This window comes from Pseudomonas sp. GT1P32 (assembly GCF_054897805.1).
The window spans coordinates 738983-764233 of record NZ_CM142704.1; the positions used below are offsets into that span (position 1 = coordinate 738983).

General features: G+C 55.8%; 23 protein-coding genes and 3 pseudogenes. 20 read left to right on the forward strand and 6 right to left on the reverse strand.

Annotation, left to right across the window (positions count from 1 at the left end; translation table 11 throughout):
* Positions 1-7: 7 nt before the first annotated feature.
* The 12 genes and pseudogenes from ACYZUC_RS03470 to ACYZUC_RS03525 all read left to right on the forward strand — a co-directional run bounded on the left by ACYZUC_RS03470 (position 8) and on the right by ACYZUC_RS03525 (position 10462).
* Positions 8-445, forward strand: coding sequence for an Lrp/AsnC family transcriptional regulator (locus ACYZUC_RS03470; protein WP_095129279.1), 438 nt, complete (start codon positions 8-10; stop codon positions 443-445).
* Between the two features lie 128 nt (positions 446-573).
* Positions 574-1623, forward strand: coding sequence for a homoserine dehydrogenase (locus ACYZUC_RS03475; RefSeq protein ID WP_461993576.1), 1050 nt, complete (start codon positions 574-576; stop codon positions 1621-1623).
* A gap of 2 nt (positions 1624-1625) precedes the next feature.
* Entirely contained in the window at positions 1626-3044 is a 1419-nt protein-coding gene (locus tag ACYZUC_RS03480; RefSeq protein ID WP_461993578.1) for an aldehyde dehydrogenase family protein, read from the forward strand.
* A 55-nt stretch (positions 3045-3099) separates the two neighbouring features.
* Positions 3100-4302, forward strand: a complete 1203-nt coding sequence (locus ACYZUC_RS03485) for a trans-sulfuration enzyme family protein (RefSeq protein ID WP_461993580.1) — start codon at positions 3100-3102, stop codon at positions 4300-4302.
* Between the two features lie 141 nt (positions 4303-4443).
* Positions 4444-4761 carry a DMT family transporter gene (locus ACYZUC_RS03490; RefSeq protein ID WP_461993582.1) on the forward strand — a complete coding sequence of 106 codons (318 nt, stop codon included), beginning with the start codon at positions 4444-4446 and terminating at the stop codon, positions 4759-4761.
* Between the two features lie 175 nt (positions 4762-4936).
* A complete protein-coding gene (locus ACYZUC_RS03495) occupies positions 4937-5719 on the forward strand; it encodes a transporter substrate-binding domain-containing protein (protein WP_461993584.1) in 783 nt (260 codons plus the stop codon).
* Between the two features lie 52 nt (positions 5720-5771).
* The gene (locus ACYZUC_RS03500; protein WP_461996810.1) at positions 5772-6500 is read left to right on the forward strand and encodes an ABC transporter permease; all 729 of its coding nucleotides are present in this window, start codon (positions 5772-5774) and stop codon (positions 6498-6500) included.
* Positions 6497-7207: an ABC transporter permease gene (locus ACYZUC_RS03505; protein ID WP_429379194.1), complete on the forward strand. Its 711-nt coding sequence runs from the start codon at positions 6497-6499 to the stop codon at positions 7205-7207. The genes ACYZUC_RS03500 and ACYZUC_RS03505 overlap by 4 nt, the downstream gene beginning before the upstream one ends.
* Before the next feature lie 52 nt (positions 7208-7259).
* A complete protein-coding gene (locus ACYZUC_RS03510) occupies positions 7260-8021 on the forward strand; it encodes an ABC transporter ATP-binding protein (RefSeq protein ID WP_461993587.1) in 762 nt (253 codons plus the stop codon).
* A gap of 12 nt (positions 8022-8033) precedes the next feature.
* Positions 8034-8537 (forward strand): Lrp/AsnC family transcriptional regulator, encoded by a 504-nt coding sequence (locus tag ACYZUC_RS03515; RefSeq protein WP_461993589.1) that lies wholly within the window; start codon positions 8034-8036, stop codon positions 8535-8537.
* Positions 8538-8572: 35 nt separating this feature from the next.
* Positions 8573-9604, forward strand: a pseudogene (locus tag ACYZUC_RS03520) (HAMP domain-containing protein); the annotation flags it as partial.
* Positions 9605-9697: 93 nt separating this feature from the next.
* The gene (locus tag ACYZUC_RS03525) at positions 9698-10462 is read left to right on the forward strand and encodes a methyl-accepting chemotaxis protein (RefSeq protein ID WP_461996811.1); all 765 of its coding nucleotides are present in this window, start codon (positions 9698-9700) and stop codon (positions 10460-10462) included.
* 59 nt (positions 10463-10521) lie between these two features.
* Here the strand turns inward: ACYZUC_RS03525 and ACYZUC_RS03530 are convergent, their stop codons facing one another.
* From ACYZUC_RS03530 to ACYZUC_RS03540, 3 genes are all read right to left on the reverse strand, one after another.
* On the reverse strand, positions 10522-11310 hold the full coding sequence (locus ACYZUC_RS03530) for a PhzF family phenazine biosynthesis protein (protein ID WP_461993591.1): 789 nt from the start codon (positions 11308-11310) through the stop codon (positions 10522-10524).
* Positions 11311-11397: 87 nt separating this feature from the next.
* A complete protein-coding gene (locus ACYZUC_RS03535; RefSeq protein WP_461993593.1) occupies positions 11398-12033 on the reverse strand; it encodes a LysE family translocator in 636 nt (211 codons plus the stop codon).
* 178 nt (positions 12034-12211) lie between these two features.
* Positions 12212-13123, reverse strand: a complete 912-nt coding sequence (locus tag ACYZUC_RS03540; RefSeq protein ID WP_461993595.1) for a LysR family transcriptional regulator — start codon at positions 13121-13123, stop codon at positions 12212-12214.
* 110 nt (positions 13124-13233) lie between these two features.
* Here ACYZUC_RS03540 and ACYZUC_RS03545 point away from each other — a divergent pair, with 110 nt between their 5' ends.
* A complete protein-coding gene (locus tag ACYZUC_RS03545; protein ID WP_461993597.1) occupies positions 13234-13656 on the forward strand; it encodes a DoxX family protein in 423 nt (140 codons plus the stop codon).
* A 67-nt stretch (positions 13657-13723) separates the two neighbouring features.
* On the opposite strand, the gene alr is transcribed toward ACYZUC_RS03545, so the two are convergent.
* Both alr and ACYZUC_RS03555 read right to left on the reverse strand, forming a co-directional pair.
* Positions 13724-14953: an alanine racemase gene (gene alr / locus ACYZUC_RS03550; RefSeq protein WP_461993599.1), complete on the reverse strand. Its 1230-nt coding sequence runs from the start codon at positions 14951-14953 to the stop codon at positions 13724-13726.
* Between the two features lie 519 nt (positions 14954-15472).
* On the reverse strand, positions 15473-16630 hold the full coding sequence (locus tag ACYZUC_RS03555) for an alpha/beta hydrolase family protein (RefSeq protein WP_461993601.1): 1158 nt from the start codon (positions 16628-16630) through the stop codon (positions 15473-15475).
* Positions 16631-17972: 1342 nt separating this feature from the next.
* On the opposite strand from ACYZUC_RS03555, the pseudogene ACYZUC_RS03560 reads away from it, so the two are divergent.
* Positions 17973-18134, forward strand: a pseudogene (locus ACYZUC_RS03560) (HAMP domain-containing protein); the annotation flags it as partial.
* A 57-nt stretch (positions 18135-18191) separates the two neighbouring features.
* The gene (locus ACYZUC_RS03565; RefSeq protein WP_461996812.1) at positions 18192-18992 is read left to right on the forward strand and encodes a methyl-accepting chemotaxis protein; all 801 of its coding nucleotides are present in this window, start codon (positions 18192-18194) and stop codon (positions 18990-18992) included.
* Here the strand turns inward: ACYZUC_RS03565 and ACYZUC_RS03570 are convergent.
* The gene (locus tag ACYZUC_RS03570) at positions 18927-19928 is read right to left on the reverse strand and encodes a LysR family transcriptional regulator (protein ID WP_461993603.1); all 1002 of its coding nucleotides are present in this window, start codon (positions 19926-19928) and stop codon (positions 18927-18929) included. The two genes, ACYZUC_RS03565 and ACYZUC_RS03570, sit on opposite strands and share 66 nt — an antisense overlap.
* 326 nt (positions 19929-20254) lie before the next feature.
* Between ACYZUC_RS03570 and ACYZUC_RS03575 the strand changes: the two genes are divergently transcribed.
* The 5 genes and pseudogenes from ACYZUC_RS03575 to ACYZUC_RS03595 all read left to right on the forward strand — a co-directional run bounded on the left by ACYZUC_RS03575 (position 20255) and on the right by ACYZUC_RS03595 (position 25246).
* A complete protein-coding gene (locus ACYZUC_RS03575; RefSeq protein WP_461993605.1) occupies positions 20255-21193 on the forward strand; it encodes a VOC family protein in 939 nt (312 codons plus the stop codon).
* A 15-nt stretch (positions 21194-21208) separates the two neighbouring features.
* Positions 21209-21571 carry a Rieske (2Fe-2S) protein gene (locus ACYZUC_RS03580; protein WP_461993607.1) on the forward strand — a complete coding sequence of 121 codons (363 nt, stop codon included), beginning with the start codon at positions 21209-21211 and terminating at the stop codon, positions 21569-21571.
* 177 nt (positions 21572-21748) lie between these two features.
* A pseudogene (locus tag ACYZUC_RS03585) lies at positions 21749-21982 on the forward strand (2-polyprenyl-6-methoxyphenol hydroxylase); the annotation flags it as partial.
* Between the two features lie 207 nt (positions 21983-22189).
* Positions 22190-23869 (forward strand): DUF1302 domain-containing protein, encoded by a 1680-nt coding sequence (locus ACYZUC_RS03590; protein ID WP_461993609.1) that lies wholly within the window; start codon positions 22190-22192, stop codon positions 23867-23869.
* Between the two features lie 12 nt (positions 23870-23881).
* Positions 23882-25246: a DUF1329 domain-containing protein gene (locus ACYZUC_RS03595; RefSeq protein ID WP_461993611.1), complete on the forward strand. Its 1365-nt coding sequence runs from the start codon at positions 23882-23884 to the stop codon at positions 25244-25246.
* The last annotated feature ends 5 nt before the right edge of the window (positions 25247-25251 follow it).

A 25251-nucleotide genomic window follows, 5' to 3' on the forward strand; every position in this document is an offset into this window, starting at 1 on the left:
GTTAGAGATGAAACGTGTTTTAGATAAAGTTGATGAGAAAATACTGGAAGAGCTCACGCGTAACGCGCGGCTTGCTCATAATGATATTGCAATGAAAGTTAACTTGTCCCGGAATGCGGTCAGGCTGCGGATTGAAAGATTGGAACGCGATGGATACGTCAGGGGCTATACGATCATTAAAGGTATGCCCTCCACGGATGCCGGGCCCATCAACGCGTTAATCTTCGTTTATCGTAAAGACAGGATGCGTGATGCTGAAGTTGTCCGTTCTGTTGTAGCAATGCCTGAAGTCATTTCATGCAATGTGATGAGTGGCGATCTTGATATTGTATTGACGGTCGAGGCTATGAGTTCAGATCGTATCCATAGGGTCTGGAGTGAAATCTCAGCGCTGCCAGGGGTTCTAAATACCGTGACTTCCTTCGTTTTATCCTGCACCAAGTAGCACGGACAAAGCAAAGTGCGCCGTTGCACGAGCATTTTGCTCGCAATAACGTTCTGTTTGCCATATTCGTGAAAGCACGTTGACGAATTACTATTTCAGCACCAAAACATAACAATGAGATCTTTGTCGTGACTGAATATAAAATTGCTCTGCTTGGCTTCGGTGGCGTCAATCGCGCCCTCACTCAGCTTATCGCCGACAAGAACTCACTCTGGGCAAATGAGTTGGGTTTCAAACTGAAGATTGTCGGTGTCAGCGACCTTTATCTTGGCTCAATTATCAACAAAGACGGTCTGGATGCACATGAATTGGCCACGGTACCTGCCGCCAAAGGTGGTTTCAGAACCTTGCCAGGCGGCAGTGCTGAGCCGGCTAACGAAACGGTCATCCGCTTCTCGGGTGCGGATATCGTTGCTGAGGCAACGTTCACAAACCCCGTGGATGGGGAGCCAGCCACTACGTTCTGCCGCTGGGCTTTGGAGAAGGGCGCCAGTGTTGTGACCACCAACAAAGGGCCGGTGGCACTGCATGCTGATAGTTTGAAAGCGCTTGCAGAAAGCACCGGTGCACGGTTCGAGTTCGAAGGTTCTGTCATGAGCGGAACGCCGGTTATCCGTTTGGCCAAGGAGTCCCTGGCAGGTTCGGAAATCAGCGGTTTCAAAGGGATCCTCAACGGTACGTCCAACTTTGTCCTTTCCAGCATGGAAACTGGTCTGGACTTCTCCGAGGCTGTCGCAAAGGCCCAGGAGTTGGGTTATGCCGAAGCTGATCCAACAGCGGATGTGGAGGGCCATGATGTACGTCTGAAGGTCGTCATTTTGGCGAATGAACTGCTGGGAGCAAAGCTCAAGCCTAGCGATGTCCTGTGCAAAGGCATCTCTGAAATTACCGCCAACGATATTGCTGAGGCGACCAAAGCCAATGCCCGATGGAAGCTTATCGGCAGCGCAGAGAAACGGAGTGATGGCTCGATCTCGGCCTCTGTTAGTCCTCAGTTATTGCCATCCAACGACGCGCTCTGCGGTGTGAGTGGCGCGACCAACGCCATTACGTTTAATACCGCCATTCTCGGCCCTGTAACCGTGGTGGGCGCTGGTGCCGGTCGCTTTGAAACTGCCTTCGCCTTGCTCGCCGATATTGTGAGCATTCACAAGCACAAAACCCAGTCAGGTAAGTAATCATGAATAGCTTGAGTCTCTCACTCGCTGCTGATTATAAAGCCATTACGGTGCTTAGCCCGTTTGACGGTAGCAAGGTGGGTGAGGTGGCAGACATCCCTGCTTCATCAGCCACCACGATAGTCGACACGGCTATTTCGGGTGCCTTGATTGCCAAGGATCTGCCGCGACATGAACGTGCACGCATATTGGAAAAAGCTGCGTTCTCGGTTGAACGTGATAAGGACGCCTTTGCCAAACTGATTGTGGCTGAGTCGGGCAAAACGCTGAAGCAGGCGAGAAAGGAGGTGTTGCGTTGCGTCAATACCTTGAAGTTGTCGGCTGAGGAAGCCAAGCGTAATGCCGGTGAAGTGATCCCTTTCGATGCTTATGTCGGATCCGAATCTCGCCAGGGATGGTTCACTCGTGAGCCCCTTGGTGTAATCGTCGCGATCACGCCTTACAACGATCCCCTCAATCTGGTCGCACATAAACTTGGGCCAGCAATTGCGGGTGGAAATGCGGTTGTACTCAAACCGTCTGAGCTCACACCGCTATCAGCGATCAAGCTGGTGGATTTTCTTATCGATGCAGGCCTACCTCCAGTTGTTGTGACAGTCGCCACAGGAGGTGCTGCGCTGGGCAAGGCCTTGGTCGCGCACCGGGCGGTACGTATGGTTTCGTTCACGGGTGGCTTCGTCACGGGTGAACAAATCTCGCGTACAGCCGGGCTCAAGAAACTGGCGATGGACCTGGGAGGAAATGCCCCAGTCATCGTGATGGCCGATTGTGATTTGAATGAAACAGTCGACTCGTGTGTGTCGGGTGCTTTTTGGGCTGCCGGTCAAAATTGTATTGGTACCCAGCGGATTCTGATTGAGGCGCCGCTCTACGAAACATTCAAAACACGCTTCGTTGAGAAAACCAGCCAGTTGATCGTGGGTAATCCCGCGGATGAGCAGACGGATGTCGGCCCGATGATTACTGAGGCGTCAGCCAAGCGCGCCGAGGAGGTGGTGAATGACTCCATCGCGAAAGGCGCGACCTTGCTGTTTGGCAATGTACGCAACGGGTCGCTTTATTCGCCCACCGTTCTGGAAAGCGTCGACCGCCACTGCAAGCTGTGGTGCGAAGAAGTGTTCAGCCCTGTCGTGATACTCCAGAGCGTAGGTTCACTGGATGAGGCCCTGACGCTCGCCAACGAACCAGACTACAGCCTGCATGCCGGGATCTTCACCAGTAATTTGAATGTTGCGCTGAAGGCAGCCAAGCGGCTTGAGGCGGGCGGCGTCATGATCAACGACTCCTCGGACTATCGATTCGACGCAATGCCTTTCGGTGGTTTCAAGTACGGGAGCATGGGCCGTGAAGGTGTGCGTTTCGCCTATGAAGATATGACGCAACCCAAGGTTATTTGCATTAACGGTGTAAGTGGAAGCTAAACAAATCGTTCGAATTTTCAACGAATGACACAACAATAAAATCAGAGGAATCGACATGCGTCCCGATAAGCACAACCTATCAACATTATCTGCAGCGACGCTGGCAGTTCATGGCGGGAATGTCGCGGATGTCACCAGTGGTGCCGTCCGTACGCCATTGGTCATGGCTAACTCCTATCTCTTGCCCGAAGATCCGGCAACCATGGACTGGTCGAGTCCAGACGGCCTTGTGTATACGCGCAATCAAGGCCACAACCAGGTTTGTCTGGAGAAGAAACTCGCAGCCCTCGAGGGTTGTGAAGATGCTGTGGTATTCGCAACTGGTGTCGCCGCGTTGCATTCGGTGTTCTTTTCTTTCTTGAAAAGTGGCGACCACGTCATCGTCAGCGACATCACCTACCAAGCCGTTTGGCGACTCTTCGCGGAACTCCTGCCCGAACGTTATGGGATCGAAGCGACGTTTGTAGACGTTGGTGACCTGGAATCGGTTCGTCAAGCCATCCGGCCTAACACCAAGCTGATTCATACTGAAACGATTGCCAACCCGACCACCAAAGTTGCAGATATTGCAGCGTTGGCTGAAATTGCTCATGCGCACGGCGCACTGATTTCAGTAGATGCAACGTTCACCCCACCTCCATTTTTCCGCGCGAGTGAGCACGGTGTCGACTTCGTCATTCACTCATTGACCAAGTACATCAATGGTCATGGCGATGCGATGGGTGGCGTAGTGATCGGCTCCAACCAGTTGATCTACAAGATTAAAAATGATGCATTGGTCGACCTCGGTGCGACCATTTCACCTTTCAATGCCTGGATGATCATGCGCGGGTCGGTCACGCTGCCGCTGCGTCTGAAACAACTGTTGAGCACGGCTGAAAAACTGGCACAGTTTCTTGATGCCGACGATCGTATCGCCTACGTCTACTACCCGGGTTTGCCTTCCCACCCGCAGCACGAGCTGGCGCGCCGGCAATTTGCAGGCAAGGGATACGGCGCAATGATGGCCTTCGCGGTGAAGGGCGATCCAGATATGCAGAATCGGTTTGTTTCGAATCTGCGCATCATAACTTCGGCCGTTTCATTAGGGCATGACGAATCGCTGATCGTGCATGTGGGGGCAGAGGGACGGGGTGGCTTTGACAAGTATCCCGAAGAGTTCCGTCAGTACGGTCATTTGCGTTTTTCTGTTGGGCTGGAAGATCCAGAAGACTTGATCAAGGATATTACGTTCGCTCTGGATGCAACATTCAAGTGATTTAAATACAGGCGTCACGCAGCCAGGGTTTGGTCAAACCCGTCTTTACCCCCGTGCTCGCGGGGGTCTTTTTAAGAAAGTTAAAAAGGTTTGCCCTATTAAAGGCTAACTGTTCGTTCGCTCGCGTTTTAGGAGAAGCTCGTGGCTTGGGTAAGTTTGGTGATTGCAGGAATACTTGAAGTTGTCTGGGCGTTTTCGATGAAGCAGTCGGAAGGTTTTACGCGGTTAGTACCGACGGTTATTACATTGATAACAGTAATAGCCAGTTTTGCGCTGCTCTCGTTCTCTATGAAAAGCTTGCCGCTGGGCACGGCTTACACTATCTGGACCGGTATTGGTGCTGTGGGGGCATTCGCAGCGGGCACTTTTTTTCTGGGTGAACCTGCCAGCCTGCTGCGCGTTGTGGCCGCCATTATGATTGTCAGTGGCTTGCTGATGATGAAGTTGGTGTCTGCCTGAACGGCGAGCATTTTGCTCGTGATAACGATCAATTTGCCATATTCGTTAAGTTGCGGCACTCAGGTAGTGTTTAAGGCGAAGCGATGGCTTTAACCAACAATAATGAAAGTAACGTTTTACCGATGTCAGATGTTTACTGCCCTTAAATCCAACTACAAAATCTAGGGATGTACTTATGAATTCGCTAAAAAAGCTGTGTTTGATATTACTGTTTGCGTCGTGCGCGAATAGTGCGTCGGCCAAGGAGTACACCACATTGCGCTTTGGCGTGGATGCTAACTACGCGCCGTTTGAGTCCAAAGCGGCTGATGGCAGTCTCAAGGGATTTGATATTGATTTGGGTCATTCGATTTGCGCCAAACTTCAAGTCAAATGCATCTGGGTCGAGAGCGATTTTGACGGCCTGATCCCAGGCCTCAGAGCCGGTAAGTTCGACGGCATTCTCTCGTCCATGACAGTGACGCCCACGCGCGAAAAAGCCATCGATTTTTCAAACGAGTTGTTTTCCGGATTCACGTCCTACGTGTTCAAAAAAAATTCGGGCCTCAGCGCAGACGTGGCGTCACTCAAGGGTAAGACGGTTGGTTACTTTCAGGGCAGCATCCAGGAAGCCTACGCAAAAGCCGTTCTGGATAAAGCAGGCGTAAAAATTCAGTCCTATCAGAACCAGGATCAGGTGTATTACGACCTTGTAGCGGGGCGGCTGGATGCATCCCTGCAGGACGCATTACAGGCCAAGTTAGGTTTTCTCAACTCGCCGCAGGGTGCCGATTACGAAATCAGCTCGTCCGTCGAGAGCCCTTATCTTCCCTCCAAAACAGCCATCGGCATCGCTAAGGGCAACGTAGAGCTCAAGGCATTGATAGATAAAACGATCCAGGCCTTACACGAAGATGGCACCTACGATTCGATCCAGAAGCAGCATTTCGGCGATCTGAATCTTTACAGCGGCAAATAACCACCCGGCGCTCGTCCGCTGGACGGGCGCTTATCGCTATAGGTTGCTGATCATGTTCGACACACTATTAGGCGTGCTGGGGCTCTCTGCATTCAGCCTGAAAGGGTTCGGCCCTTTGCTGCTCGAAGGCGCCTGGATGACCGTCAAGCTGTCCCTTTCTTCCCTGGCGCTCAGCGTACTGCTGGGGCTGATTGGGGCAAGCGCCAAACTTTCCAGCCTCAAGCTGCTGCGTTTGCCGGCGCAGCTCTACACCACACTGATTCGGGGGGTGCCGGATCTGGTACTGATGTTATTGATTTTCTACAGCCTGCAAACCTGGCTGACCCTGATTACAGTGGCTCTGGGGTGGGAATACATAGAGATCAACCCCTTTGTCGCGGGGATTATCACCCTTGGATTCATCTACGGTGCTTATTTCACCGAAACCTTCCGCGGCGCCATGCTAGCAGTGCCCCGCGGCCAGGTCGAAGCGGCCACGGCTTATGGGTTAAGTCGCACTCAGCGTTTTCGCTTTGTGATGTTCCCGCAAATGATGCGATTCGCCTTGCCGGGTCTTGGCAACAACTGGATGGTGATTCTCAAAGCCACGGCACTGGTCTCGATCATAGGCCTGGCTGACTTGGTAAAAGCCGCCCAGGATGCGGGAAAAAGCACCTACCAGTTGTTCTTTTTCCTGGTGCTGGCTGCTTTGACGTATCTGGTCATCACCAGCCTCTCCAATTTCGTCCTGCGCTGCCTGGAACGGCACTACGCAGCGGGTTCGCGGGAGGCGGTGCGATGATCGAACTTCTACAGGAGTACTGGAGGCCTTTCTTCTACAGCGATGGTCAGCAGATAACCGGGCTGGCCATGACGTTGTGGCTGCTCAGTGCCTCACTGTTCATCGGCTTTATTGTGTCGATTCCGCTGTCCATCGCTCGAGTATCCCCCAGGTTTTATGTGCGCTGGCCGGTGCAGTTTTACACCTATCTGTTCAGGGGGACGCCGCTCTACATCCAGTTGCTGATCTGCTACACCGGGATCTATAGCCTGGCTGCCATACGAGCACAGCCTGTGCTTGATGCGTTTTTTCGCGATGCGATGAATTGCACCATTCTTGCCTTCGCACTGAATACTTGCGCCTACACCACGGAGATATTTGCGGGCGCTATTCGCAACATTGCCCATGGCGAGGTTGAGGCTGCGAAAGCTTACGGCCTCTCAGGTTGGAAGCTCTATGCGTTTGTGATCATGCCATCAGCGTTGCGTCGCTCGCTGCCGTATTACAGCAACGAAGTCATCCTGATGCTGCACTCGACCACGGTGGCGTTCACCGCAACGGTGCCGGACATTCTTAAAGTCGCCCGCGACGCGAACTCCGCGACCTTTTTGACCTTTCAATCGTTTGGGATTGCGGCACTGATTTACCTGGCGGTGACTTTTGCCCTGGTCGGCCTGTTTCGAATCGCCGAGCGTCACTGGCTGGCTTTTCTTGGTCCGACTCACTGAGCCCAGTATCTGACACTGCTGCTCCAATCCGCGTTAGAGGATGATTGCAAACATGTACAAATTGACTGTTGAAGGGCTACACAAAAGTTACGGTAGCCATGAAGTACTCAAGGGCGTTTCCCTGCAAGCCAAAACAGGCGACGTGATCAGCCTGATCGGCGCCAGCGGCTCTGGAAAGAGCACTTTCCTGCGCTGCATTAATTTTCTCGAAACACCCAACGACGGTGCCATGAGTCTGGATGGCAAACCGATCTGCATGGTTAAAAACCATATGGGGCTGCGCGTGGCGGATGACCGTGAATTGCAACGATTGCGCACCCGCCTGGCCATGGTGTTCCAGCACTTCAACCTGTGGGGCCACATGACCGTGTTGGACAACATCACCATTGCACCGCGGCGGGTGCTGGGTGTCAGCAAAAAAGATGCGGAAGATCGTGCCCGGCGATACTTGGAAAAGGTGGGGCTGCCGGCCCGTGTTGCCGATCAATTCCCTGCGTTTCTCTCCGGTGGTCAACAGCAACGGGTAGCCATCGCTCGCGCACTCGCGATGGAGCCTGAAGTCATGCTGTTCGACGAGCCTACATCGGCGCTGGATCCTGAAGTGGTGGGCGAAGTGCTGAAAGTCATCCAAGGGCTCGCAGAAGAAGGACGGACCATGATCATGGTGACCCATGAAATGGGTTTTGCCCGCAAGGTCTCGAACCAACTGCTGTTTCTTCATCAGGGTCTTGTCGAAGAGCAGGGCGGGCCAGAAATTCTGGATAACCCGCGCAGCGAGCGTCTGCAACAATTTCTGTCCAATGGACTGAAGTGAAAAACCTTCCGTATGAATACTGGAAGTAAAGCCCTGAGGACTTTTGAAACGTTGGGGCGTATCGACGAGGCAATCATTGATGTGCTGCGCCACAACGGGCGCATCACTTATAAAAAACTTGCCTCACTTGTGCACTTGAGTCAGAGCCCTTGCCAGCAACGGGTACGTAAGTTGGAAAGGCTAGGGGTCATTCGTGGTTATGGTGCCTTCATCGACGAGCACAAGCTCTCACCTGGTTTATCTCTGCTGGTGCTGGTTGGATTGGCTGATGGCAAGGGGCTCGGCGCGCAAAAGGCGTTTGAGTCCGTAGTCGATGCTTGCCCGCAGGTCATTGAGTGCCAACTCATCAGTGGTGCGCTTGATTACTGTCTGCGGATGCGTTGCCGGGATATGGAGCATTTCCGCTCGCTCACTGAACGTTGGTTGGAGAGTACTGAACTGCATATCGAGAAACTGGCGGCCTATCCAGAGTTGGCCGTCATCAAGCACTCATCGACACACCTTGGCATCGAATAACAACTACAACACTCCCGGTCTTCGGATAAATCATGATGATTGCCAACCTGAAGTTCAGTCATAAGGTACTGCTTGCTGCATCGCTCGTCGTCATCGCAGCGTTTTCCCTCTTTACGCTGTACAACGATTCGATCCAGCGCAAAACCATCCGCACGAACCTTGAAAACCACCTTGAAGAAATGAGCAAAATCACGGCGAGCAGCGTCCAGGCCTGGCTCTCTGGACGAATATTGTTGGTTGACCATATTGCTCAGACGGTTGCCAACGACCCGGCGGCGAACAGTGTTACGCGGCTGCTGGAGCAGAGGTCATTGCTATCGACGTTTACCTTCACCTATCTAGGCGGTCGTGACGGTAGTTTCGCCATACGGCCAAAGGACGATTTACCCGCTGACTACGATCCGCGAACCCGGCCCTGGTACGCGGACGCGATGACTGCTGGGGGAACCACACTGACTGAGCCCTACCTTGACGTTACTACCGGCCAGTTGATGATGACGATTGCGACGCCGGTAAGCCATGACGGCCAGACGCTTGGGGTGGTGGGAGGGGACCTGACACTGGATACATTGGCAAAGATCGTCAGCTCACTCGACCTGGGCGGAATCGGATATGCCTTTTTGGTCAGTGCTGATGGCAAGGTACTGGTCCATCCGGACAAAGATAGGGTGATGAAAAAGCTGAGCGAGATCTACCCGCAAAACCCACCGACTCTCAGTACCCACATCAGTGAGACTGAGCAGGAAGGGGAACCTCGGATTTTGATGTTCTCCCCGATCAAGGGGCTGCCCTCGGTGAACTGGTACATCGCTTTATCGATCGACAAAAATAAAGCCTACGCAGCACTGACGGATTTTCGTATCTCGGCTTTGTTGGCCGCGTTTATAGCGGTAGTCGTCACGCTTTTACTGCTGGGCCTACTGATCAGTGTGTTAATGCGGCCGATTAAGGTGATGGGTAACGTCATGCGCGATATCGCTCAGGGAGAGGGTGATCTTACCCGACGGTTAGGGATTCACTCACGCGATGAGTTTGGAATCCTGGCAGGGGACTTCAATCTTTTCGTGGAAAAAATTCATCGTTCAATCCGCGATGTATCTTTGGCTACTGCCCAGGTCAATGAGGTGGCCGAGCGCGTGATGGCTTCTTCCAAGTCATCGATGTCGTTCTCTGACGAGCAAAACCAGCGCACCAATAGTATCGCTGCTGCGATCCATGAGCTGGGCGCCGCCTCGCATGAAATTGCGCGTAATGCAGGAGACGCATCATCCCAGGCGACTGAAGCGCGTCGGCAGACCGAGAGCGGCCTAAAAGTGGTCGCGCAGACCATTGAAGCCATGAGCGGTTTGTCAGGAAAAATTCGAGCGTCGTGCGGCAACATTGAAAGTTTGAATGAAAAAACAGTCGATATCGGTCGGATATTGGAGGTCATACAAGGGATCTCCGAACAGACCAACCTGCTCGCGCTTAATGCAGCCATCGAGGCGGCGAGGGCAGGTGAGGCTGGTCGTGGATTCGCCGTTGTGGCTGATGAAGTACGCAGCCTTGCGTATCGTACCCAGACGTCCGCTCAAGAGATTCATACGATGATCGACGCGTTACAGCGTGGAGCCGATGAGGCAGTGTCCACCATGAGCGAGAGTGAGCGCTATAGTAACGAGGGCGTGATCATTGCCAACCAGGCGGGAGACCGACTGGGCAGCGTCGCACAGCGCATCAGTGAGATAGACGGCATCAACCATTCGGTGGCAACGGCGACTGAAGAACAGACATCGGTGATTGAATCGTTGAATATCGACATCACCGAAATCAACTCGCTCAACCACCAAGGGGCCGATAATCTGCAGGCTACGTTGCGTGCCTGTGATGACCTGGAACGGCAAGCCAGCCAACTCAAGCAGCTGGTGGACAACTTCCGTATTTGATCAACTACAGAAGTTATCGGATATACAACGCTGTTGCGACTAAGCTGGGGGCTACCCACTCAATCGGGTAGATAAATCTCTGCTTTCATGAAGGTGGCAGCCTTACCTTTGATCAAAACCCTGTGCTCTTGCAGCTCACACTGCAAAATCCCACCTCTGGGCGACGCTTGGAATGCCGACAGGCGAGTCTTCCCAAGTCGTTCGGCCCAGTAGGGCACCAACGTGGCATGGATTGAGCCGGTCACAGGGTCTTCGGGGATTCCGGCACCGGGGGCGAAGTAGCGTGAGACGAAGTCGTACGTTTCGCCGGCAGCCGTGATCACCACACCGACCTGCCCCAATTGCGCAAGAGTGTTAAGGTCCGGCTGATAGGCGCGAACATCCCGCTCGGTGGCAAGCTGAATAAACACGTTCTCAAAGTTCTTGAAGTGACTGACGGCATTGTCGCGAAACAGCGGAGCAATGCTATCGGGCAGTTGAGTGAGGTATTCCGGCTCAATGCAAGGTAGGTCCAGCAGGTATTCGTTTTCCAATGCCTGCACTTTCAGATCACCCACCCGGGTGGAGAAGCATAACGGGCTGGGCACATCGTATTCGGTTATCAATATATGGGCGGTGGCCAGCGTTGCGTGGCCACAGAAATTCACTTCAACGGTGGGGGTAAACCAGCGTAGCGCCCAGTGGTCTCCGAATGGCTTTACAAACGCGGTCTCTGCCAGGTTGTTTTCATTGGCGATCGATTGCATCAGTTGATCCGGGAGCCAGTCCTCCAGCAGCAGGACCGCCGCTGGATTACCACCGAATACGGTCTCAGAAAAAGCATCTACCTGGAACATTTTGAGCATCATGCGCATCTCTTTTTATAATGACTTAAAAGGTCAATATACCGACTGTGTGTGGGCCGGGGGAATGCTATTTTGTTTTCTGCTCGTTGTTCAACTGCGTGAGAGCAGTAGCTTTATCCCTGCTGCACCGAACACAAGTGCAAGGGTTCCTTCAATCCAGCGCCGAGCCTTGCGGTAGCCCCGAATCATCGGTGCAGTGGAGAAGACAATCGCGTAGCCACAGAAGATTGTGATGCTCAATACGGCGCAACCGGCCAAGATAATTGCGACCGTCGTTGGGGTGGCTTCAGGGCCCAGGCCGAGGGTCATAGTTGCGATCCAGCCCAGCAACGCCTTTGGGTTTGTGAGGTGCATGAGCAGGCCTCGTCGGTAGAGACTGAAGCCCGAAACCGTTGGCGCAGCAGCCATCATTTGTTCGATTCGCTTGTCCGAGGCAAGGGCGGAGCGGCCGGCTTTGATGGCGAGGTAAATCAGGTAGATCCCGCCGACTATTTTCAGGGCAATAAGCGCCTGTGCAAACTGCGCCAGAATGGCTGAAACGCCGGTGGCCGCCATCGATCCCCAGAAAAACGAACCGCTTATTACACCTGCTGCCAACAGGAGTGCAGGCTTTCTGCCTTGATGCATGGCGATGCCCATGATTCGCATGTTGCTGGGGCCTGGGCTTGCCGCTCCCACAATATAGGCGGTGAATACGAGCAGAAGGTGGTGGAGATCAAATGACATTGGTAGCCCCTAAAACATACATGCCGGTCAGCAGCTTAAGTCTTTGCAACATGCCCGTCATTTCGTTTTTCATTTGAATCCACCGACCGAGTGGTTCAAACACTGATATGCCGCGCAGCACTTAGCCAACTGCCGACAGTTCGACGAGGGGGCGACAGCTTTCTCATTTGAGTCCTGCTCATTGTTCCGAAGGTGCTGACGTGTGCGCCGGTCCAGGCCAGGCATGTTGAAGTGCTTCACTCACAAAGCGGGTGAAGGCCCGCACCCGCGCGGTATGCCTCAGGTCCTGATGGGTGAGGACCCAAAGTCCCGTTTTAAGGGCGTTGAGTCCTACGCACGGGACCCGCTCAAGCCCGGGGGTTGAATCTCCCAAATAGCAGGGAAGTGCGGCTATTCCCAAGCCGCCCAGCGCAGCTTGCCTAAGGGTGACCAAAGAGTCGGCCTTGAAAACAATGGACGTTGCAGGAACGTTGGCACGCAGCCATTTTGCGATATCCATTTGACCGAGCGCGAGATCCGGGGCCAGCCATCGATTGAAGTGCACTGGATCAACGCTCCCATGACGATCAGAAAATCCCTGGGCAGCGTAAATGGCAAACCCGACATCGGCGATTCGCCTGCCGATCAATGTGTCGGGAGGACTGTCACTGGTTCGTATTGCTACATCTGCATGCCGTTGGGCCAGGTCGCTGATGAAATTCCCGGTGGTGACTTCCAGTGATATCTCGGGATGGAGCGCACTGAATCCTCCAAGTGCTTCCGGTAAAATGGATGCCATTAAAGTGTCGCAGGTGGTAATACGGAGTATGCCCTCCAATCGCAGATCCTTGCCTTCTAGTTTGCGGGACAGGTCGCTGACGGCGATATTCATGGTCTGTGCGGTCTGCAGTAATTCTTCTCCGGCGTCAGTCATTGTGTAGCCGGTCGAGAGACGTTCAAACAGTCGAAATGCATGAAGTTTTTCGAACGCATTGATACGCCGCAGCACCGTGGTGTGATTAAGATGAAGCGCGCGTCCGGCAGCGGCAAAAGACTTGTGTTCGGCAACGGCAAGTATCAGGCGAAGATCGTCCCAGTCCCAAGTGTGCATATATGCAGTCCGTAATAGCTTAATTGCAGATTGTAGGGTTGCTGAGTACTCGCAACAATATACTCGTAAGGCAGCGCATCGTGCGCTGTCAGTATTATTTTGGAAATTGTATGGACGAATATAGAAGTACTTCCTATGGTGTTTTACTCCTTCGCCTGACAGCGGGCATTGCGTTGCTGGCGCACTCTCTGTATTTAAAGGTTTTCGTTTTTACAATGTCTGGTACTTCAAGTTTTTTTGAGTCGATTGGCTTGCCGGGTATGTTGGCTTGGCTGGTTCTAGGCGTTGAGGTCACCACGGGTGCAATGCTGGTGCTGGGTTTTAAAACTCGCTATGCGGCTTTGGCGGCCATTCCTGTTTTGCTGGGTGCAACCTGGGCGCACTCGGGCAATGGCTGGCTGTTCAGCAGTACCGGCGGGGGCTGGGAGTACCCGGCATTCTGGACGGTCGTGCTGATTGCTATCGCGCTGTGTGGCGATGGTGCTTATGCCGTAACGCGGCACTGTGCATCGGATAAAAATGCCGCCAACTGAGCAACTCGGTAATGAAAAGCCACCTTGATGAGGTGGTTTTTCATCACGCGCGATGAGGCCGCTCGCTTCAGTCGACCAGTATTCGAATGTTTGATGTGCCCCACATGGTGTAAACATCAGCAAGCAGTGCACCGTTGTTGATGTCTTCCAGTTCACCTTGTGTGATCTCGGCATCGCCTTGTTTGCCATAGAGAGTTACGGTGTCGCCGGGCTTGACATTTTTTATGTCGGTTACATCTACCATAACGGTGTTCATCGAAATTTTTCCGACCGTGGGCACTTTCACACCATCGATGACGACAAACGACTTGTTGGTAAACACTCGGCGGTAGCCATCTGAGTAACCTACTGGGATGTTGGCGAGTCTGGAGTCGCGAGTCAGTGTGAGGGTGCGGTCATAACCCACTGTGTTTCCGGCAGGATAAGTGTTGACGGCAGCAACCTTGCTTTTGAGTGACATGACGCGTTTCAGGTCGGCACGGCCGATCAAATCGCCGTAAAGCGCTCCACCTACGCGCACCATGTCCAAGTGTGTTGCGGGGACGTCAAGCGTTGCGAACGAGTTGGCACAATGAACGGTGATTTCGTCACGGTTCAAGTGGGCTGTCTTGATGATCCAGTCCTGCTCCGACATGAACTTGTCATAGGCCTCCAAGACGAAGGCCTTATCCTCGACGGCGAAGTGCGTCATGATCCCGGTGACCTTCAATCCCTTCATTGAGGTGATTTCCAGTACGTCTTTTTTTCCCTGCTCGGTGGCAAGCTCCAAGCCATTCCTGCTCATGGCACCCGCATTGGTAACCAGATGAATTTTGATGGGCTTTCCATTGTGTTCTGCCAGTGCGCTGATGGCTCGGGCTACCTGCGCATTGCCGATAAGCTCTTCAATCTCATAGGGCAATGCACTGACGATTTCTCCCTCCGTAGCTTGCCGAACGCGGATTATTTTTCCGGTGTAACCCTCTTTTCTGGCAATTCGCGCTTCTTCATTGCTCGCAATGCCGATGCAATTAATGCCCGCTTCCATGATCGTCGGAATCAATAATGCAATACCGTGACCATAAGCATCTGCTTTCATCACAGCGCACAAACTACTGCCTTTCGATAAAGTGCTTTTTACGAATTCGATATTTTTCTGGAACGCAGACTTACTGATCTCTAGCCAAGCATTTGTTTGGGCTATAGTTGCATTTATATCCTGCTTGAAGTTGTATTCTTGTAGCAGCGGTGCAGCGACAGCCTGAGTACCAAGTGCCATGAAACCTACAGCGACAAAGTGAGGATATTTTATTTTCATTATTTCATCCCTTGAGTGTTTTTTTTGCAGAGGCAGCTGTGGTTGTATTATTCATTCAATGCTACACCGCTAACACACTCGTGCCAGTTGGCAAATGCTTGTTGCGTAGAGCATTTTGCTCGTTATAGCAAGCTAATTGCTCGTGCGGGTTGTTCTGAGGTTAGTGCCTTTACTGTTTCCGCCTGATGGGCGGCGGAGCGGGATGGGGCAATTCGTGAGGAGGGGGAGGAAGTAATGATGTCCTCCACTGTGCGAGGCTTGTTAGATGCAATTGGCAAGTCTGCCCTTTCCCTTATGACCTTGTGGAAGTGATGGAAGCTGCCCCACTGTTCCAGATCAGAAAACTGAAATTTTTTCTCGTGCCTGCCGCATAGCCAACATCTGGCGGGGCTGTGACTGGCGAGCGCCACGAACAACATGCAGAAGGCACCCCAGCTCGCGGGGGAGGGATTGCATTACATTCGCGCGTATCAGGCTCGAGCCAACACCAGCCCCGAGCCTAATACGCTTTCACATCCATCATGCAGTATGACCGCCGAGAACTTCAGCGACCCAGTCAGCAATGTACTGACCTGCATTGATACTGTTATCAAAGCTTGAATGCTGAACGCCACCTTCACGGTCAGTGAATATTTTTAGCTCGCGTTTAGGGCTGTTGACCAACTGCTCGTAGGTCCGGTGCGCCCACTTCAATGGAATCTGCGAATCCTTTTCACCGTGGGTGACGAGGAACGGCACCTTGATGCGATCCAGTATGCCGTCCAGGTGCACATCCTCGGCGATGGCCATGAACTCATCGGTGTCTTTGGCACCCCATACCCAGGCCACGTGCGACCAATAATGCGGAACCGGGAAGCTGCCTTCTTTTTCCATCCGGCGCTTCTGCACATCACGCCAGTCATGGTTGGCACCCCAGACCACCCCGCAAGCGAAGCGCGGCTCGAAGGCTACAGCGCGGGGGCAGTAATAGCCGCCGAGCGAAACACCTTCGAGGCCGATGCGTTTGGCGTCGATATCACTGCGGGTTTCCAGCCAGTCCACCACACGACTGGCCCAATGCTCGCTGTCAAAACGCGCAGTCAGGTTATGCAGGCGCAGTGCTTCGCCGGTACCAGGCTGGTCGATGATCAGTGACGACACGCCACGTTTCGCCAGCCAGGCGGGCAGGCCGACGCGGTATTTCATTTCTTTGGTGGAATCCAGTCCATTGACCTGCACCAGAATCGGCGCAGGGCCGGTAACACCTTCGGCACGTACCAGCAGACCGGAAATGTGTTTGCCTTCGTAAGGGATTTCTACGCGCTCGCAGTTTTCTTGCGCCAGTTCGATACCACGTTGGAAGGTGTGTAAAAAGCGCTGGTACAGCTCCGTACGGCCAGGGGCACCATGGGCCTGCAGGCGTTCGCAGCTCAGGTAGTAGGTCGCGGCGCGGTTGTATTTTTCGCCGGCTGACAACATTCGGCCTTTGGCTTCGTCTTCCTCGGCCAAGCCGCAAAGCTTGTCGGCCATTTTCGCCCAGGTTTCACGGAAGGCCTGGCTGCCGGCGGCGTCCGGCTGTTTGGCCGCCTCCTGCAGCGGCGCGCACATTGCTTCGATTTCGCCGATGCGGGCTCCCATTTCAATGGCGAGGTCAACGGAAAGATTCCACACGTAGTTAGTCGGGAAGTAGCGGAACATGATTGTTATTGTCCTTGTGCAAGCAAAGGCAGGCGGCCAGGTCCTGAGCGGGGATCGCCAGACCTGGCGGTTCGAAGCAGGCTAAGGGGAGGCCCATTGTTTGGCCAATCGCGAGTCGGGATGGGAGGTATTGCGAACCGAGATAGAGCGTATGTGCGCCGTTGACCTAAGGGTTTCTACTCACCGTTCAAGCAGCAAACCCGGATACCTATCATCGTACTTTGCGATTGCTCATAACGCAGGATGCGATTGGTGTCGATGAGGTAGGACTCACTAGAGTTGGCGCTGCACCGCGCCGTTGGCTGGAGTCCCAGGCGCGCACAACAACAAGAAAAAGGTATCCGCAGATGAGTGATTCCAACGCCGGTACAGCGATAAACTCGGGCGCCAGGGGCATAGTTTTTTTCCACTACTGTGCGAGGAGTTGGACATGCCCGTACTGAGCCGTGTGTTTGGCAATCTGTCGGTGGGGGCCAAGCTGTCGCTGGGTTTCGGCCTGGTGCTGCTGGTGACGTTGGCGGTGGCAGTCACTGCTTTTCGTTCCCTGGGTGTGTTGCAGATGCGCGGTGAACAATCCCGTCAGGAGTCGTCGATCCAGGCACTGATCCTGCGTGCGCGTATCGCCGAGAAAGCATTCGCCCTGGATCTCGCTCCGCAGCGCCTGGACCAGGTCCGCGAGATGATCGGAAAACTGAGCCAACAACTCGATGATGAGCCAGCCAATAGCGCAGCGCGCGCCAGCGTACGCACGGCCGCCAGCACGTATCTGGAGCAGTTTCTCGGCTATGCCGATTCGTTGCGTCGGGCTCGCGAAGCGCGCCTGCGCATGCAGGCACTGGCGCAGACGGCTGGCGACAGTTTTACCTTGCTGTTTCTCGATCAACTGGATGCGCTTAACACTCGGTTAGGGCAGGGGACGCCACCGAGCAGCGATCAGATGGTGTTGCTCGAGCAGACGGCCGCGTTGCGGGACAAGCTCGCCAAGCTGCGTGACAGCGAGCTGTACTATTCGCTCGATGGCGAAGAGCGTTACCGCAGCGATTGGGAAATGAGCATGAGTGATCTGCTGGCCGCCATGCAGGCGCTCGCCCTTGGTGAGCAGCAAGGCGAGTCGCTGCAGGAGGCGAATAGTGCTTTGGGCGACTATCGCAAGTCCTTCCTCGAGTTTGTCGACAGCCGTCAGCAAAGCGCGCAAAGCAGCGTGGCAATGAACGGGCAAACCGAGCAGGTGAGCAAGCTGCTGGCCGAGGCCGATGAACAGCAAAGGCAGGCGGTGCTGGACGATAACCGCGATGCCGATCGCCAATTGGGCTTGATCACTGTTTTGGCGCTGGCCTTGGGCATGGGTGCCAGTCTGCTGATCCGCCAATTGATTGTGCAGCCGTTGCGCCAGGCCGTGCAGCTGGTCCAGCGTGTGGCAGCGGGGGATTTGAGTGATCCACCGTCAGCCAGTGATCGTCGTGATGAGTTGGGCCAACTGTTGGGCACCGTGGACAGCATGTTGGGCAGCCTGCGGGGATTGGTCGGGCGCATCGACCGTGGTGTCGGCTCGCTCAACGGCATGGCCGGCAGCCTGGCTGAAGTGACCTTGAGCAACAGCCGTGGTGTCGAACATCAACGCCAGGAAACCGAGCTGGCCGCCAGCGCCATGCAACAGATGGTCGCCACGGCGCAGGAGGTCGCCCGCAACGCGGGTGAGGCCAGCGAAGCGGTGGCGCATGCTGATCAACAAGCGCGTGAGGGCGATGAGTTGGTGCGCCAGGCGAGTGACAAGATTGACCATTTGGCTGTGGAAATGAGTGGTTGCGCCGAAGCCATGCGGTCGCTGCTGGTGGAGAGCGCGGCGATTGGTGGCGTGCTCGATGTCATCAAAGCGGTGGCCGAGCAGACCAACCTGTTGGCGCTCAACGCCGCCATCGAGGCGGCGCGCGCGGGCGAGCAGGGTCGTGGCTTCGCCGTGGTCGCCGATGAGGTGCGTGGCCTGGCACGGCGCACACAGCGTTCGACCACGGAAATCGAAGGGTTGATCGCTCGTCTGAGCGGTGTGGCCCAACAGGCCGCCGAGCGTTTGCAAGGCAGCCATGCGCTGAGCGATGAAACGGTGGTGCTTGCCGCGCAAGCCTCCCAGGCGCTGGCGCGGATCACCCGGGCGGTGTCCAGTATTGAGCAGATGAACCAGCAGATCGCCGCAGCGGCCGAACAGCAGTGCGTGGTGGCCGAGCAAGTCAGCCAGAGTATGACGCGGGTGCGCGAAGTGGCTGAGGACAGTGCAAGGGAAAGCCTGCAGCTGCAGGTCTCAACGGCCGACTTGCAGCAGATTGGCGGCGAGCTCAAAGCGGCCGTCGGGCACTTCCGTACCTGACTCGCCTCCAGGCTGCGGCAGCAACTGCTGCTCCAGCTCGTTGATGATCTGACTGATTTTCGCCCGCAGCCAACGGTGCATCGGATCCCCCTCCATGGTCCGGTGCCAGAGCATGAACTCACGCATGACGGGGATTTTCACCGGTGGTTGCAGGATGCGCAGCGGCAGGTAATTGGCGTAGAGCCTGGCCATGCGCTGGAGCATGGTGGCGACGCGTTGAGTGCCGACGATCAACTGCGGCAAGGTATTGAAGTCGTGAGTCACCACTTCCATTCGACGGGTGAAACCGTACTGGCTCATCAGCCATTCTTCGACGCTCAGTTGTCGGTTGCGGCCAAAGATCACAGAGACATGGCCCATATCGATGTACTGATCGAGGCTGATGCTGTCGCCCACTAGGGTGTTGCCGTCCCACACAACGCAAACGTGCTCTTCTTCAAACAGTAGCTGCGATGGGTGGCCTTCGATGAGGTAGTGCTCAGGCACGATCATCATGTCGGCCTCACCGCGCATCAGCATTTCGGTGGACGTGTCGCCGGGGCCGAGCAGTTCGAAGGTGATATATGGGGCTTCCAGGGAGATCTTCTGGATGACGCGGGCAAACAGCACGCTGATCAGATAGTCAGAGGTGATCAAGCGAAAATGGCGCTTGCTGGTGGCCGGATCGAACACCGGTTTGGCGGTGATCGAGGACTGGATCGTCAGCAGCACCTGGCGCACGGGCGCCGCCAGTTCGCGGGCATAGGGCGTGGGTTGCATCTTGCGTCCGACCTGCGCCAGCAGTTCATCTTCGAAGTAGAGGCGCAGCCTGCCCAGTACACCGCTGGTGGCGGATTGGGTCATGTGCAGGCGTTCGGCGGCGCGGGTGATGTTCTGCTCTTCCAGTAACACATCAAGCGCCACCAGGAGGTTGAGATCCAAGTGGTTAAAACGCATGGCGGTCTCGATTTTTGTATTTATTTTGTAAATACCTTCCGGCGTTCCTATCGCGGCGTCAAGCCCCTCGAGGGGGCGAATTGACCGACGAGTATTCGAACTCCCCTGTCGTTGGCTCGGTGCAGACAGGTATCGCGTTTGCCGATAGGTCGCATCCCGACAAGCGATTAGTCAGTGAGTTTGTACCCCTTCAGTATCTGCCCACAGTCGGTTGGCCGTGACGCTTTATCGACTCCAAGACCAGCCTCGGCAGCGCTCCGCCTGGCACGGCTCCCGTAAGCGGGGTGCTGGCCTGCGCTGAATAATTACAATGGAGTGGTAACTCAATGAACATCATTGGCCTTGATGCCTTGATTTTTGGCGTCGACGACATTCAAGCCTGTACCCATTGCCTGCGTGACTACGGCCTGCAACCTGTCGATGTCGACAGCCAGGGCGGTCGCTTTGAAGCCCTTGACGGCACTGCCGTGATTATCCGCCGTGCTGACGATGCCCTTCTGCCGGCGGCTATCGGGCCTGCCCCGTCGATTCGTGAAACCGTTTACGGAGTGGCCGGCGCAGCTGATCTTGAGGCCATCGCCGATGAGTTAGGACGTGATCGCCTGGTGACCCGCAGTGCTGATGGTTCCGTGCACAGTGTGGACGATATGGGGTTTGCCATTGGTTTCCAGATCAGTGTGCGGCGTCCGTACAACGCGCCGGCCGACCTGACCAATGCACCGGGCCATGCCCCCCAGCGCCCGGTCAACCAACCGGGCATCAGCCCCGATATGCAGGCCTTGCCGCGGACCCTGTCCCACGTGGTGTATTTCGTGCCGGATGCGGCGAAGGCTGAGGCCTTTTACAAACGCCTGGGCTTCGCGACCACCGACACCTTTGTTGGCGCCGGTCCGTTCATGCGTCCAGCCGGTTCCGATGACCATCACTGTCTATTCATGATCCAGACGCCACCGCATATGAAGGGCTGCGAGCACTTCACCTTTCACATGGGCAGCGGCACGGAAGTGCTGTTGGCCGGTCGACGTTTCGAACAGCAAGGCTGGACCAGCTTCTGGGGCCCAGGCCGTCATCTCTTCGGCTCCAACTGGTTCTGGTACTTCAACAGCCCGTTGGGCTGCCACATCGAATACGACGCAGACATGGACAAGCACGATGACGCCTGGCAAGCGCGCCAGGCGCCGTTGTCGGCGGATAACTCGCAATTGTTCCTGTTCACTTCCCGGGAAAAATGGTTCCCGAGCGGTCCGCCGCCCAAGCAGGCCTGAATGCGGATTTCGTCCATGAGTCACGACGTCGTTGCGCTATGTCGCCTGGATGAATTGGTCGAAGGCCAGGCCCGTGGGTTCGATCCTCTGGGCACTGGGAAGGACAGCGTGTTTGCCCTGCGCCATGACGGCGAGGTGCGGGTCTATCGCAACAGTTGCCCGCATCTGGAGGTGCGCCTGGAGTACCGCAAGGATCGTTTTCTAAGCGTCGATGGCAGCCAGATCGTCTGTTACGCCCACGGTGCCCGGTTCCTTCCGGACAGTGGCCTGTGCGTCTACGGGCCGTGTCTGGGGGAGCACCTGAGTGCTTTGAAATGGCATGCCGAGGCCGACTGGCTGGTGCTCGAAGCGGATCAACTGGAGGCGTGTGCACCTTAGTTAATGTATCGCGGTTGCTGATACATCGTATCCCTACATGCGATTAGTCAAACGCCTGCTTTGCCGAGAAAGTGAGCACAACGCGGTAGCGAATGCGTGCAGAAACAGCCGGTCGTGAAGCCTGAGATCGCTCCGGCAGAACGCTAGCGTGAATAACAAGAATAAGAGTGAGACAGCATGAACGCAGTGAAAAAAATGCTCATCGTCGGTGGTGTTAGCGGTGGTCCATGCGCCGTAATCGCTTTGCGTCGCAACAACATCGAAGTCGATCTTGTCGAGCTCAAGACGCAGTGGACAGTCTACGGCGCCGAATATCCAGCCAACGTCGGCATCTCCCGTCTGGCCCTGCATCAAGTCCTCAGTAAAACCACCATTGCCCTGGGTGCCTCAGTTCGTCTGGGCCTGAGCGTCGTGCTTGGCGAAGCGTTGGTCGCCGGTCGCCGGTCGCAGCGTCAAGCGGATGCTCGAGGTCACGGCAGCGCCTGCCTGAGACGCCGGCAGGACTGAATTCGCTTTCCCATGAATGTTTCATGCCTGTGCAGGCTTGGCCCGGCTCGACTGCGGGCGCGGTTTCACCAGAAGAGCTGACATACAACAACAATAAAGAGGGTTACTTCGATGGCTACTCGCAAGATCGCTGCGTCGCGGCGTGTTCCCTTCACCCTGACCCTTGCGGCCAGCCTGGGGCTTGGCGCTTCGGCTGCCCAGGCCTTTCAGATCGACACCGGCAATCCCGATCTCAGCTTGCGCTGGGACAACACGCTGAAGTACAGCGCGGCCTGGCGCCTGAAAGACCCCAGCAGCAAACTCAGCGAGGGGCAGACGGCGTTGAACCAGAATGACGGCGATCACAACTTTGGAAAGGGGCTGATCTCTAATCGCCTGGATATTCTTTCCGAACTGGACATCGGCTTTCACAACTTCGGCGCCCGTCTGAGCGGTGCGGCCTGGTACGACACCGTTTACCAGGACCGTAACGACAATAACGACGCGGCCAGCGCCAACCAACGGTCGGTGGGCTTTGACGAGTTCACCAGCGACACGCGTCAGCTGCACGGTGGTGACGGTGAACTGTTGGATGCCTTTGTCTACTGGAACGGTGAGCTGGCCGACCGTACCTTATCGGTTCGCGCGGGGCGTCACGGCCTGATCTGGGGTGAGAGCCTGTTCTTCGGCGGCAACGGCATTGCCGGTGCCATGGCGCCAGTGGACGTGGTCAAGGCGCAATCGGTACCCAACACCCAATTCAAGGAAATCACCCGGCCGGTCAACCAACTCTCTACCGCCTACCAACTGACCGACGATGTGTCATTGGGCGCCTTCTATCAACTGGAGTGGGAGCCCACCCGCTTGCCGGGCGCCGGCAGCTATTTCTCCACCAGCGATACCATCGGCGACGGCAATGAACGGCTGATCACTGGCGGGCCGTTCCCGGATTTCCTTGGCGGTAATGCCAATAGCCCGGCTGCGTTTTTCCATGGCAAGGACAAGAAAGCCAGGAGCTCCGGCCAGGGCGGCCTGCAGCTCAAGTACAACACCGGGACGACGGATTACGGTCTTTACGCGCTCCAATATCACGAGAAAACCCCAACGTTGTACTTGAAGCCGAATGCCACGGGGCCGAACTTCAGTACCGGGCAAGTCGGCGAGTATTCCTGGGTCTATCCGGAAGATATCCGTGTCCTGGGGGCCAGTTTCGCGACCTCCGTGGCCGAGTACAGCTTTGCCGGCGAGGCCTCGATGCGCTGGAACATGCCGCTGGTGTCCAACGCCCAAACCGTTCTGCCTGGCGTTGAGGCGGACAACAACGATAACGCCTTGTACGCGGTTGGCCGGACTGCTCATGTCAACCTCAACGTCCTGGCGTCGCTGGGCCCTTCCTTTGTCTCCAATGAGGCCAGCCTGACAGGGGAGATCGCCTGGAACCGCCTGCTGGCCGTGACCAGGAATCGCGCAGCCCTCGACCCCAACGCCACTGATGACGGCCTGGGCTTGAAGTTGGTGTACACGCCCACCTATCGCCAGTTCTTCCCAGGCATCGATATCAGCGTGCCGCTGGGCATCAGCTATTTCCCCATGGGCAAGTCGGCGGTGATCAGCGGGTTTGGCCCCGATAGAGGAGGGGACATGAACATTGGCGTCTCCGCCACTTACCTGGACCAAGTGACCGTGGGGCTGACCTACACCCACTTCTACGGTCCCGAGGACACCAGCCTCAACGCCGCCAACCAGTTCAATTACAAGCAGTCGTTGAAGGACCGGGATTACCTGGCTTTCTCCGTCAAGACCACGTTCTAAGAGGATTCGCGCATGACCATTCAGTTCACTCTTAAGGCCTTGTGCTTAACCCTGCTGGCTGCTGCCGCGCCGATGACCCTGGCCGCCAGTGCTGAACAAGCGGCTGCGCTGGGCAAGACCCTGACGCCCCTTGGTGCCGAGAAAGCGGGCAATGCCGACGGCAGCATTCCAGCCTGGGACGGTGGCTACACCAAGGTCGATCCGACCTACGTCCCGGGTGGCAAGCGCAGCGATCCGTTTGCTGCGGACAAACCCTTGTTCAGCATCACCGCCCAGAACCTGCCCAAGTATGCCGACAAGCTCAGCGATGGCACCAAGGAACTGTTCAAGCGTTTCCCGGACACCTATCGCATCGATGTCTATCCGACCCGGCGCACGGCCGCCGCGCCGCAGTGGGTCTATGACAACACGTTCAAGAATGCGACCCGCGCCAAACTGGTCGACAGCAGTGCCGGCCTGATCCCCGACGGTGCCTATGGCGGGATCCCGTTTCCGATTCCACAGAATGGTACCGAAGCCATCTGGAACCACTTGCTGAACTGGCGCGGCACGTCGGTGGCGGCGCATATTCGCCAATATCTGATGACTGCCGACGGCAACCTGGTGATGACGAGCGACGGCCTGTTGACCCAGGAAATGCCCTATTACTTCAAGGAGGGCGGTCCTGAAAACTATTCGGGCGATTACTGGCAGGTGCACCTTGTCACTCTCGGCCCGGCGATTCGTGCCGGCGAACAGATCCTGGGGCGTGAGAACATCAACGGCGACAAATCCCAGGCCCATGTCTATCTGAGTGGCCAGCGTCGGGTGCGCACGCTGCCTAACGCCTGCTGCGATACACCGACGCCGTCCACCGCCGGGGTCATGTCATTCGATGAGCTGAGCGTGTGGGGAGGGCGCACGGACCGATTCGACTGGAAACTCGTGGGCAAGCAGGAAATGTACGTCCCCTACAACACCAACAAGGCGCAGAACGCTGCCCAGCCGCAAGCCCTGTTAGGCAAACACCACCTGAACCCGGATTACGTGCGCTGGGAGTTGCACCGCGTCTGGGTGGTCGAGTCGACGTTGGCCGCCGGCAAGCGTCACCAGTTGCCCAAGGGCCGTTACTACCTCGACGAGGACACCTGGCAAGCCCTGCTCGGCGACCGTTGGGATGCCAGCGGCCAGTTGGCCAAGACCCTCTGGTCGCTGCCTTCCGTATTGCCCGACCTGCCAGGCCTGGTGCAGCTGTCCGCCGGTTTTTATGACCTGACTTCCGGCGCCTGGTTTGTCCAGAACCTCTACGCCGGATTACCGGAACAGTATCACGCGGTTGATCGTTACAAGGCCTCGGAGTTCTCGCCAGCGGCGATGGCTGGACGCGGCGTGCGTTGAGTCTG

What these genes read in the sequence shown, in the direction of transcription:
- ACYZUC_RS03470 (WP_095129279.1), top strand. Translation starts at nt 8, where the DNA reads ATGAAACGTGTTTTAGATAAAGTTGATGAGAAAATACTGGAAGAGCTC.
- ACYZUC_RS03480 (WP_461993578.1), top strand. Translation starts at nt 1,626, where the DNA reads ATGAATAGCTTGAGTCTCTCACTCGCTGCTGATTATAAAGCCATTACG.
- ACYZUC_RS03485 (WP_461993580.1), top strand. Translation starts at nt 3,100, where the DNA reads ATGCGTCCCGATAAGCACAACCTATCAACATTATCTGCAGCGACGCTG.
- ACYZUC_RS03495 (WP_461993584.1), top strand. Translation starts at nt 4,937, where the DNA reads ATGAATTCGCTAAAAAAGCTGTGTTTGATATTACTGTTTGCGTCGTGC.
- ACYZUC_RS03500 (WP_461996810.1), top strand. Translation starts at nt 5,772, where the DNA reads ATGTTCGACACACTATTAGGCGTGCTGGGGCTCTCTGCATTCAGCCTG.
- ACYZUC_RS03505 (WP_429379194.1), top strand. Translation starts at nt 6,497, where the DNA reads ATGATCGAACTTCTACAGGAGTACTGGAGGCCTTTCTTCTACAGCGAT.
- ACYZUC_RS03510 (WP_461993587.1), top strand. Translation starts at nt 7,260, where the DNA reads ATGTACAAATTGACTGTTGAAGGGCTACACAAAAGTTACGGTAGCCAT.
- ACYZUC_RS03515 (WP_461993589.1), top strand. Translation starts at nt 8,034, where the DNA reads ATGAATACTGGAAGTAAAGCCCTGAGGACTTTTGAAACGTTGGGGCGT.
- ACYZUC_RS03525 (WP_461996811.1), top strand. Translation starts at nt 9,698, where the DNA reads ATGTCGTTCTCTGACGAGCAAAACCAGCGCACCAATAGTATCGCTGCT.
- ACYZUC_RS03530 (WP_461993591.1), bottom strand. Translation starts at nt 11,310, where the DNA reads ATGATGCTCAAAATGTTCCAGGTAGATGCTTTTTCTGAGACCGTATTC.
- ACYZUC_RS03535 (WP_461993593.1), bottom strand. Translation starts at nt 12,033, where the DNA reads ATGTCATTTGATCTCCACCACCTTCTGCTCGTATTCACCGCCTATATT.
- ACYZUC_RS03540 (WP_461993595.1), bottom strand. Translation starts at nt 13,123, where the DNA reads ATGCACACTTGGGACTGGGACGATCTTCGCCTGATACTTGCCGTTGCC.
- ACYZUC_RS03545 (WP_461993597.1), top strand. Translation starts at nt 13,234, where the DNA reads ATGGACGAATATAGAAGTACTTCCTATGGTGTTTTACTCCTTCGCCTG.
- alr (WP_461993599.1), bottom strand. Translation starts at nt 14,953, where the DNA reads ATGAAAATAAAATATCCTCACTTTGTCGCTGTAGGTTTCATGGCACTT.
- ACYZUC_RS03555 (WP_461993601.1), bottom strand. Translation starts at nt 16,630, where the DNA reads ATGTTCCGCTACTTCCCGACTAACTACGTGTGGAATCTTTCCGTTGAC.
- ACYZUC_RS03565 (WP_461996812.1), top strand. Translation starts at nt 18,192, where the DNA reads ATGGCCGGCAGCCTGGCTGAAGTGACCTTGAGCAACAGCCGTGGTGTC.
- ACYZUC_RS03570 (WP_461993603.1), bottom strand. Translation starts at nt 19,928, where the DNA reads ATGCGTTTTAACCACTTGGATCTCAACCTCCTGGTGGCGCTTGATGTG.
- ACYZUC_RS03575 (WP_461993605.1), top strand. Translation starts at nt 20,255, where the DNA reads ATGAACATCATTGGCCTTGATGCCTTGATTTTTGGCGTCGACGACATT.
- ACYZUC_RS03580 (WP_461993607.1), top strand. Translation starts at nt 21,209, where the DNA reads ATGAGTCACGACGTCGTTGCGCTATGTCGCCTGGATGAATTGGTCGAA.
- ACYZUC_RS03590 (WP_461993609.1), top strand. Translation starts at nt 22,190, where the DNA reads ATGGCTACTCGCAAGATCGCTGCGTCGCGGCGTGTTCCCTTCACCCTG.
- ACYZUC_RS03595 (WP_461993611.1), top strand. Translation starts at nt 23,882, where the DNA reads ATGACCATTCAGTTCACTCTTAAGGCCTTGTGCTTAACCCTGCTGGCT.